The 8,526-nt window shown below is 57.0% G+C and carries 10 protein-coding genes, 1 tRNA gene and 1 pseudogene; 9 read left to right on the forward strand and 3 right to left on the reverse strand.

The genetic code is table 11. The features are described 5' to 3' along the window. Positions 1–225 (reverse strand): annotated as a pseudogene (locus tag VGE80_RS12290) (hypothetical protein); the annotation flags it as partial. Between the two features lie 175 nt (positions 226–400). On the opposite strand from VGE80_RS12290, the gene VGE80_RS12295 reads away from it, so the two are divergent. From VGE80_RS12295 to VGE80_RS12335, 9 genes are all read left to right on the forward strand, one after another. Next, positions 401–475 (forward strand) — tRNA-Pro (locus VGE80_RS12295). Positions 476–695: 220 nt separating this feature from the next. Beyond that, entirely contained in the window at positions 696–1,058 is a 363-nt protein-coding gene (locus VGE80_RS12300) for a four helix bundle protein (RefSeq protein WP_373652123.1), read from the forward strand. 1,367 nt (positions 1,059–2,425) lie between these two features. Continuing rightward, positions 2,426–2,743: an ArsR/SmtB family transcription factor gene (locus tag VGE80_RS12305; RefSeq protein WP_440592875.1), complete on the forward strand. Its 318-nt coding sequence runs from the start codon at positions 2,426–2,428 to the stop codon at positions 2,741–2,743. An 83-nt stretch (positions 2,744–2,826) separates the two neighbouring features. Continuing rightward, positions 2,827–3,420: a rhodanese-like domain-containing protein gene (locus VGE80_RS12310; RefSeq protein ID WP_440592876.1), complete on the forward strand. Its 594-nt coding sequence runs from the start codon at positions 2,827–2,829 to the stop codon at positions 3,418–3,420. Between the two features lie 55 nt (positions 3,421–3,475). Then, on the forward strand, positions 3,476–4,882 hold the full coding sequence (locus tag VGE80_RS12315) for an MBL fold metallo-hydrolase (RefSeq protein WP_440592877.1): 1,407 nt from the start codon (positions 3,476–3,478) through the stop codon (positions 4,880–4,882). Positions 4,883–4,944: 62 nt separating this feature from the next. Beyond that, positions 4,945–5,118, forward strand: a complete 174-nt coding sequence (locus VGE80_RS12320) for a hypothetical protein (RefSeq protein WP_373652127.1) — start codon at positions 4,945–4,947, stop codon at positions 5,116–5,118. Beyond that, positions 5,115–5,384, forward strand: a complete 270-nt coding sequence (locus VGE80_RS12325) for a hypothetical protein (protein ID WP_373652128.1) — start codon at positions 5,115–5,117, stop codon at positions 5,382–5,384. The genes VGE80_RS12320 and VGE80_RS12325 overlap by 4 nt, the downstream gene beginning before the upstream one ends. 31 nt (positions 5,385–5,415) lie before the next feature. Beyond that, the gene (locus VGE80_RS12330) at positions 5,416–6,234 is read left to right on the forward strand and encodes a sulfite exporter TauE/SafE family protein (RefSeq protein ID WP_440592878.1); all 819 of its coding nucleotides are present in this window, start codon (positions 5,416–5,418) and stop codon (positions 6,232–6,234) included. 22 nt (positions 6,235–6,256) lie between these two features. Continuing rightward, entirely contained in the window at positions 6,257–7,132 is an 876-nt protein-coding gene (locus VGE80_RS12335; RefSeq protein ID WP_440592879.1) for an FAD-dependent oxidoreductase, read from the forward strand. Here VGE80_RS12335 and VGE80_RS12340 read toward each other — a convergent pair. After that, positions 7,071–7,427, reverse strand: coding sequence for a hypothetical protein (locus tag VGE80_RS12340; protein WP_373652131.1), 357 nt, complete (start codon positions 7,425–7,427; stop codon positions 7,071–7,073). The two genes, VGE80_RS12335 and VGE80_RS12340, sit on opposite strands and share 62 nt — an antisense overlap. A 196-nt stretch (positions 7,428–7,623) precedes the next feature. Beyond that, a partial coding sequence (locus tag VGE80_RS12345) for a hypothetical protein (RefSeq protein ID WP_440592880.1) occupies positions 7,624–8,526 on the reverse strand: 903 nt, incomplete at its 5' end.

Genomic DNA, 8,526 nt, shown 5'->3' on the forward strand with positions numbered 1-8,526 from the left:
CAGAGTCTTCCCGCTCCCATCCAGCAGCCCGCGCGCATTCACCAGATCGGTCGTCGCCAACCCCACGCCCCCAATCTCACGGACAATCCGGCGAAACGGCAGGTTCGTGTACCCCGCCAAGGGCGAAAGCAGGTATCGGGACGACAGGGTGAGCGGCCCGTAACTGAGAGGAGGCAGCTTCGCAAGTCGTTGTCGGGCATCAGCATCTTGAATATCAGCAGGCATCAGCATCTGTCTGGAAAAGCAAAGGAAAATTCGTCAAGCAGGTGACAACCGGCTCCCGGCAACAGGGAGAGGAGCCGAACGGATGTTAACGCCCCAGCCCCGGAACAACCAACGATTCGCTTGCCGACATTCCAAGCCCAAAATATACTCAGAACCGTATCGACCAGCACAAAAACGGGATGTAGCTCAGCTTGGCTAGAGCGCTACGTTCGGGACGTAGAGGCCGCAGGTTCAAATCCTGTCATCCCGATTTTTTTGGCCCTTAGGCCACAAAAATAGAGAGTAGATGGGAGAAAGTAGAGAGTAGAAAAGACCAAGATCGGAGTGGCTTCGCTTTGCGAACGAGGTACTTTTCCAGCTCGGTGGACTACTTTCTCCCATCTGCTCGGTCTACTTTCTACTCACTACTCTCTTGGCTGTTTGGCATTCTTCCGCAGCATCCAGCAAATTCTCCTTGTCAGGGGACCTTCATGACCTTTGCTTTCGAGAAGCTGCTGGTCTACCAGAAGTCCGTCGACTTCGCGGACTCCGTTTGCGTCGTTACGGAACAGTTTCAACGCGGCTACGGTTTCCTCGTCGATCAACTCAACCGAGCCGCGTTATCGATTTCATCCAACATCGCCGAAGGGAACGGCCGCTTTACCAAAGCGGATCGCAAACATTTTTTCGGCATCGCACGAGGCTCCGTCCAAGAATGTGTCCCTCAACTTGAGCTCGCCAAACGTCGAGGTCTGATCGACGAGTCCAAACATGCCGAACTCAAGTCTCAGCTTGAAGAGATTTCGCGCATGCTATCGGGTTTGATCAACGGTCTTGAAAATCGAGAGACATAGAAACTCAGCTTGCACGCCATCCCAGAAAAGGTCCAATAGCCGTCCTGTCATTCCGACATCAAAGCCGGGGATTCTCGAGGGGACGGCCTCTTTGCCCAGTCTCAATCGACTGAGTTCGTCTTTCTGTCCAACTTCCCCTCTGTCGTCTTTCATTGGAAGAGATCGATCGGTCCCGGGTCTTCGTCTACCTTCCGTCGAGGCCTCCTCAGTGTCTCAGCGCGGCCTCAGCTCGAGACATTCGCCGCTGTCCAAACGAGCACGCCTCGTCGTCCTGGGGCTCTGGTGAAAAGGGGGGACTGACTCTCCATCGGTTTCGAAATCAACCGGAAAACGCATGGAACCAGGCGCCAGCCCACTTCATTCCAATTGCATTGAGTTGGCCACCCCGATCAAAGAGGCGAAGTGAACACTTCCTGTTGTGGATCTACATTAAATCACCTGGCCAGCTGGCCAGCCCCTCTCAAAAGCACATAACTCGGAATCCTTGCAGCACATGGGACTGGCCACCGACTGGCCAGGGGCTGGCCAACTTGGCCAGCCGGATCCCCGCTTCTCTCCTCGGTATCAACATCTTGATCTTTCCTCCCTCACCTTTTTGACAGCGACTTCTTCGACACAGCGAGTCTTAGCGGAGGGCAGTACAACTGCGCATCGAAGCCTCCCTCAAGACTGGGCGACGTCAAACGATTTTCGGAAGACTCTGTTCTAGTTTACGTACCAAAGACTCAGGCACAGGAACAGCGCAGCCTTCCAATCGATTAGAACTTAGTTTTCCTGCGTCAGCGGCAGGAAGCCTTTGTCGCTGCGACGGGCTCGAGTACGGTGGGCGACGGGACCAGTCTTGCCGTTCCACTCGTCGAGCGGTTATGGGGCCAGAAATCGATCGGCGGTCGATCGATGCTTCGTTGCCGTGTTGTTGGTCTTTCTGGCGGAGTTGCGGATGTGATCTCTTTTCGCTGCAGGACCACCGCCGGGGTTGGCGATCTCTGGGGTTCTGGTTCAGTCTGCTGAGCTTGACGCCGACGTTGGACTGAAGTGGAGTCTGGAGTCTCCAGTCGAGCCCCCCTCGCCGCGCGAATCGGGTTCAGATCGATGTCCGCAGCACAAGCGACGAGTGCGGCTTCAGCGAGAAGTCCCACTGTCCGAAATCGGCTCTGCCAGCATCGGCCGATCTGTTGATCCTCGTGGTGGGCGCGCATTGGCACGGTTCGACGCAACAACCGCAACTACCCGCCAATGTCAGGCAAACATAGGACGATGGTTGCTCGGAGGTGCTTTTGAAAAAATCCGTGACCGTCGCGCGAAAAACTGTTTGATAGTTCGGAACATTCCGATATATTTAACCAACACAAGAGAGGACCAGCCCCATGGCAAATGCTGAATCACGACTGACCGAACTGGACGCGCTCGGGGAAGCGGCGGAGTGCCTTCGCGTGCTAGCCCATCCTCATCGATTGCGGATGATCCAGATGCTCTTGTCGGGAAACTACACCGTCGGTGAATTGGCCGAAAGCTGTGATTTGCCTACGGCCATGGCGTCTGAGCACTTGCGACTGATGCAGCGGTGCGGCTTCCTGGACAGCCAGAAAGATGGACGGAAAGTCTTCTACCGGGTCGTGGAACCGCATTTGAAGAATATCATGACGTGCATTGTGGAGCGTTTCGACAAAGCCGTCGCCAGCTAACCGCCTCTTTTTTTTGCCAATCATGTCGTCAAGTTCCGATATCTCGATCTTTTGAAATAAACACTTACCAGAAGGAACCTATCATGAGCATTCCTACGATCGCCCCTCAGAAGTTGTCCGATCTCATCGACTCCGGCGCTGCAGTCGAGTTGATCGATGTGCGGACGCCAGTCGAGTACCGCGAAGTCCATGTGAGCAGTGCCCGGAATGCCCCGCTCGATCAGTTGAACGCCGCACAGTTCGCTGCCGGTCACAGCGACACAGCACCCCTGTACGTCATCTGTCGATCGGGCAGTCGTGGCAAGCAGGCGTGCGAGAAATTCCTGGCAGCGGGGTACACGAATGTCATGAACGTCGACGGGGGCACGCAGGCCTGGGAACAGGCGGGATTGCCTGTGATTCGCGGGAAAAAAACCATCTCCCTGGAACGGCAGGTTCGCATCGCGGCGGGACTCATGGTGCTGACGGGATCAGTCCTGGGGTATTTCGTCAGCCCGTACTGGATCGGGCTGTCCGCGTTCGTCGGAGCAGGGCTCACCTTCGCAGGGATCACAGATACCTGTGGCATGGGCATGCTGCTCGCCCGGATGCCCTGGAATCAACTGCCCAAGTCCTCACCGACAAAGGTGACAGGTAGCGGGGCCGCGTGTGCCCCACCGAAAAAGTGCTGCGGGTAACTGGCCGCATAACTCGAGTCATACGTCACAGCCTCACTTCTGAAGGACGAAAATCATGCTCCTCAAGTACTTCTATGACAAATCGTTGGCTCACGCGTCTTACATGGTTGGCTGTCAGCGAACCGGTGAGGCGATTGTGATTGATCCCGGCCGGAACGTGGAACCCTATCTCGAAGCCGCTGCGGCTGAAGGACTGCGGATCACCGCATCTGCTGAAACACACATTCACGCCGACTTCGTGTCGGGTTCCCGAGAACTGGCCGACCGCGTTGGTGCGAAGCTCTACCTCTCCGACGAAGGTCCCGCCGACTGGAAGTATCAGTTCGCGGATCAACACAACTCACAACTCGTCAAAGATGGTGACGTGATTCGGGTCGGCAAGGTGGAGCTGGAAGTGCTGCACACTCCGGGGCACACCCCGGAGCACGTCTCCTATGTGCTGACCGACGAAGGGGGTGGAGCAAATGTCCCGATGGGAATCTTCACTGGCGACTTCGTATTCGTCGGCTCGATTGGTCGCCCGGACCTGCTGGAGACGGCAGCAGGCGTGAAAGGGAGTGCCGAGACAGGAGCAAGACAGCTGTATCACTCGATGCGGAAGTTCCTCGATCTGCCCGACCATCTTCAGGTCTGGCCCGCGCACGGGGCGGGTAGCGCCTGCGGTAAAGGACTGGGCGCAATCCCATCCAGCACGGTCGGCTATGAGAGGCTGTTCAATCCCGCCTTGCAGTTCAAAGACGAGCAGAAGTTTGTGGATTACATCTTGGCGGATCAACCGGAGACGCCGTTCTACTTCGCGGTGATGAAGCGGGTCAACAAAGAGGGGCCGGAACTGGTGCGAAACCTCACACCGGTGAAATCTCCCGCGTCCGATCTGCTGCCGAAAATTGCTCTGAGCGGACAGACGATTGATGTCGCGCCATCCGCGGAGTTCGCCGCAGGCCACGTTCCCGGCACGATTAATATTCCCTTAAACATGCTCGCTCAATGGGCGGGGTTTATTGTGGACTACGAGAAACCGCTGCACCTGGTTGCCCAGCCCTCAGCGTTGCCCGAGGTCTTGAACAGGCTCCGTTCAATCGGGATCAACAATGTCTGTGGTTCGTTCGATGCGGCCGCCGTGAAAGCGGCGGGCCTGCGGACCGAGTCGTACCGCTCCGAAACTCCAGACAAACTGAAAGAACGAATCGCCAGCGGGGAGGTCAAGCTGTTGGACGTGCGTGCGGCGACCGAGTTCCAGGAGGGACACATCGCCGGTGCCGAGCACCGATTTCTGGGCAAGTTGCTGAGTGAGATTGAGACCATCGACCGCACACGTCCAGTCGTCGCGCAATGTCAGGCCGGTGGACGCTCGGCGATTGCGACGAGCATCCTGCAACGGGCAGGCTTCGACGTGACCAACATGTCCGGTGGATACAACGCCTGGCTGGGGGCCGGACTCCCGGTGACCCGGTTGAATTGAGACGAGGCGTACGCACAGTGATCTCCCCACCCATTTCACACTCCAGGTCAAGGAGCGAACTCATGAACGCAGGACAACACAACAAGGTGCTGGATTCCAGCACCATTCCCACAACCACGGAAGCGACCTGCAAAACTGGGACCTGTCGGACGGGTATCTGTTCCCCGTGCCTGATTGTCTGGGGGCTGGCAATCGTCTGGCTGATCGTGAACGCCCTCTGGGAGAGATTCCAATGACGAACACAACGGAAACAGCCCGCAATACGGAACTCCGAGAAGCGAATTCCTGCATGACACTAGGCGCTGGGTTGGGAGCGGTGGGAACGGGCACCGCCCTCGTGGCCGGGGTGACCTGTCCACTCTGCGTCGTCATCGGCCCAGCTCTCTTCGGATTTGGTGTCTGGAAACGGATCGCCGTCCTGAGAGGTGCATGTGGCGAGTCGGTGAATCATCCGTCGGCTCCCGTGGAGTCGGAGACGGTCAGTCAAACAAAGAACGCGTGAGCGGAAAGTTGACGAGAGTCAGGAACACATTATGGCACCACTGAGCTTGATCTTCGGAGCGGTGGTTGGACTCTCACTGGGGCTGACCGGTGGCGGCGGGGCGATCTTCGCGGTTCCGTTGCTGGTCTATGGACTCAACCTGAATCCACGTGAAGCAGTCGCGATTTCGCTGGCAGCAGTGGGGGCAACGTCTTTCATTGGCTTTCTTCATCGGTGGAAACTCGGAGAAGTCGAACTGCGGACCGGACTGCTGTTCGCCATCGCCGGAATGGTCGGTGCCCCCCTGGGAACCTGGATCGCCAGCCGGATCCCCGAAGCGATTCTTCTGTTGGCCTTTGGGGGCTTAATGGTGATCGTCGCCATGCGACTCTGGCAACAGGCATCCCATCCGGTTCTTCCTCCCGCGGTTTGTCCGGTTCCGGATCAAGAGGATGGCCCCACGTGTCGGCGGGATGCAACCGGGGCATTGATCCTGACCTCACGATGTACCGTGCTGCTGCTCATCGTGGGGGTGCTGACGGGAATCCTGTCGGGACTCTTCGGAGTCGGCGGCGGATTCGTGATTGTCCCTGCCCTGGTCCTGTTCAGCGGGATGTCCATCCATCGCGCTGTCGGTACGTCTCTGATGGTCATCGCCCTGGTCAGTGTGTCCGGCGTCGCTGCTCAAGCGTGGGCTGGTCGGGTGATCGATCCGGTCGTGACAGCGTTATTCGTCGCTGGTGGGATCGCCGGGCTGTTTGCAGGTCAGCGGATCGGTCGGCGATTGTCCGGTCCCATGCTCCAGAAAGTGTTTGTAATCGCCATTCTCGCGGTCGCCGCGTTTGTCATCCTGCGAAACCTCATTGCTTGACAATCGAAACAGGAGTCATCCGATGTCCAAAATCATTTACCATCAGATCATCATTGTCGGCGGCGGCACAGCAGGTATCACCGTCGCCGCGCAGTTAACGCGGGGCTGGTTCCGTCGCCGCGACGTGGCGGTCATCGAGCCGTCCGACACGCACTATTATCAACCGCTGTGGACGATGGTGGGAGCCGGACTGGCGAAGAAAACGGTAACCGAACGTAGGGAAAGGTCGGTGATTCCGCGCGGCGTGACCTGGCTCCGGGATGCAGTGGCAGAGTTCTTTCCCGATCAGAACATGCTTCGAACTCGAGATGGCAAGACGATCACCTATGACTGGCTGGTCGTGGGAGCGGGCATCCAGATCAACTGGGACAAGATTCCGGGTTTGAAGGAATCAGTTGGCCAGGGTGGAGTGTGCAGCAACTACTCGTATGCGACCGTCGATTCGACCTGGGAAGCCATTCGCTCGTTTCGGGGGGGCAACGCCGTGTTCACCAATCCCTCGGGAGCCGTGAAGTGTGGGGGAGCGCCGCAAAAGATCATGTACCTGGCTGACGACCGATTTCGCGAGGCCGGTGTCCGGGACAAGACGAAGATTACCTTTGCGTCGGCACTGCCACACATTTTTGCGGTCGAACCGTACCGAGCCACGCTGGAGGAGGTCGCGGCCCGCAAGGAAATTGACTGCCGATTCCGCCACGAACTGGTCGAGGTCCGGCCAGATTCCAAGGAAGCGGTGTTCAAGAACATCGATACGCAGGAACAGCTCACTCTTCCGTATGATTTGCTGCATGTTACCCCGCCCATGGGGCCGCTCAAGTTCATTGCCAGCAGTCCGCTCATTCACGGGGAACCTGCTCACCTCTGCGGCCCAAGGCCCATCCTGTCGCCATTGATATAACCACGAAACACGGCATCAGATAGACGAGCAGGATACCGAGTCCTATATTCGCTCCTCCTCCTTGACCCGGCAATCGAACCCAGATGTCGTACAGAAACAAGCAATGAAACAGTGCGATGGGAATCGCTGCGCCGATCGCCGCTGCGATCGCCTTTCTCGTACACCGTTGATGGGAAACCCATACGATGAAGGACAGCAGGGCGAAGGGGGCGGTATAAACCACCGTTGCATACGTTGACAGGATTTGCAGGCTGATGACGAAAGCGATGATGCCCAGCAACAGAATGATCGCCATGTGAGTACCTTCCACAAATCGATCTGAGGGGTTCTCGTCGCCCTGATCGTTCCTCCGTCAAAAAAACGGGCAACTACAGATGACTCCGATGACACGGTTTTAAAACGAGAAATTCCAGGTCCGTTTTGTTGTTATTGTTATCGCCTGATCCGTGACATCTGCGTGATCCGTGGTCAAGTTTCTTTTCTTTTGGTCGCTAGTTAAACCACGCAGCAAAACCAAAAAACTGGCCCCGGAAGACGCGGCCCAGGTTCTCCCAGGTTTCTGGAGTCGAGAGGGGTCCCCGTTCGAGGTAGGGCCGGACACCCGATCCCTGAATCAGCAGTATGAGGTCAAAATCTCGCGGTTCGGCGAAGACGCGCTTTAGATTGATGCCTCGTGTTCCATCCGGAATTTCGCGGTTCCCGCCGAACACTGATGCGTAGTCCCGCCAGAAAGGGACGAGTTTGCGACCTTCCAGGAGTTCTTCCATTTCAATCAGGACGGCGTGCCAGCCATCAATAATTTCCCGGGTCACCGGAACCCGCAATACGCCCTTTTGTTTGGGGTTTGGTAACCATTCGCGATCGTCGTCGGTCTCGGCCTGAATCAGAGCCCACGATTCGCGCGACATTCGAATCATTTCAAGCAGGTGTTGTCGCGCGGATTCCATCCGGGGGGGCTCTTTCAGCGGCAGGTTCAGCAAGTGGATGGCGGTGATGAGATCCATGAACTGCCAGGTCTGGTCTTTACCTCCGACAAGATCCAACGGTTCGGTAATAGGCTCCGAGGAAATGTGTCGAGGGTAGATCAACTGTCCCACATGATCAAAGAGGCGCTGATGATCGTAGGCCAGGATCATGTCGCAGAACGCGGCGATAAAATGGCAGTAACCCCGCAGCCATAAGACGTCACCATTATCAAACGCGACGGAGAGATCGGGAAGGGCCGCAATGGGACCTCGTTGATTGACCGCGTTAAACAGCTGCAAAAAGGTGGTCTGGTCCTCTTTCTTTCCGCTGCCAATCAGGTCTAATCGGATCGTGTTCAGGTCGAGTTTCAGTTTGAATTTCTGCTTGAGATCGACTTTCGCCAATTCCGCTTCCGCCTCGATCAAGCG

The organism is Schlesneria sp., from assembly GCF_036405755.1.
Classification (GTDB): domain Bacteria; phylum Planctomycetota; class Planctomycetia; order Planctomycetales; family Planctomycetaceae; genus Schlesneria; species Schlesneria sphaerica.

What these genes read in the sequence shown, in the direction of transcription:
- VGE80_RS12330 (WP_440592878.1), top strand. Translation starts at nt 5,416, where the DNA reads ATGGCACCACTGAGCTTGATCTTCGGAGCGGTGGTTGGACTCTCACTG.
- VGE80_RS12310 (WP_440592876.1), top strand. Translation starts at nt 2,827, where the DNA reads ATGAGCATTCCTACGATCGCCCCTCAGAAGTTGTCCGATCTCATCGAC.
- VGE80_RS12315 (WP_440592877.1), top strand. Translation starts at nt 3,476, where the DNA reads ATGCTCCTCAAGTACTTCTATGACAAATCGTTGGCTCACGCGTCTTAC.
- VGE80_RS12335 (WP_440592879.1), top strand. Translation starts at nt 6,257, where the DNA reads ATGTCCAAAATCATTTACCATCAGATCATCATTGTCGGCGGCGGCACA.
- VGE80_RS12305 (WP_440592875.1), top strand. Translation starts at nt 2,426, where the DNA reads ATGGCAAATGCTGAATCACGACTGACCGAACTGGACGCGCTCGGGGAA.
- VGE80_RS12340 (WP_373652131.1), bottom strand. Translation starts at nt 7,427, where the DNA reads ATGGCGATCATTCTGTTGCTGGGCATCATCGCTTTCGTCATCAGCCTG.
- VGE80_RS12320 (WP_373652127.1), top strand. Translation starts at nt 4,945, where the DNA reads ATGAACGCAGGACAACACAACAAGGTGCTGGATTCCAGCACCATTCCC.
- VGE80_RS12300 (WP_373652123.1), top strand. Translation starts at nt 696, where the DNA reads ATGACCTTTGCTTTCGAGAAGCTGCTGGTCTACCAGAAGTCCGTCGAC.
- VGE80_RS12325 (WP_373652128.1), top strand. Translation starts at nt 5,115, where the DNA reads ATGACGAACACAACGGAAACAGCCCGCAATACGGAACTCCGAGAAGCG.